At 58.6% G+C, this 350-nt stretch carries 1 rRNA gene; it reads left to right on the plus strand.

The features are described 5' to 3' along the window. A 16S ribosomal RNA gene (locus IG02_RS0135590) occupies positions 1-86 on the plus strand; the annotation flags it as partial. Positions 87-350: the final 264 nt, after the last annotated feature.

The raw sequence follows: 350 nt of genomic DNA on the forward strand, positions 1-350 counted from the left end.
GGGAGCTGTCGAAGGTGGGACTGGCGATTGGGACGAAGTCGTAACAAGGTAGCCGTACCGGAAGGTGCGGCTGGATCACCTCCTTTCTAAGGAGCATCTTGGCTCTTGCTCTTCGGGGCGGGGGTCCAGAGGCCAGTACATCAGCGAGTGTCTGATGCTGGTTGCTCATGGGTGGAACGTTGACTATTCGGCATGGTTTCTCTTGATCCTGTTAGTACTGCTTCGGTGTGGAACGCAAGAACGGGAGGGGCCAGGTCGGGCACGCTGTTGGGTGTCTGAGGGTGCGGCCGTGTTGGTTGTCCTTCAGTTTGCCGGTCCCGGTGAAGCATCGCTTGTGGGTGGTGTGTGAC

Origin of the sequence: Streptomyces sp. NRRL F-5135 (assembly GCF_000719775.1) — a bacterium.
In the GTDB taxonomy this organism is placed as follows: Bacteria; Actinomycetota; Actinomycetes; order Streptomycetales; family Streptomycetaceae; genus Streptomyces; species Streptomyces hebeiensis.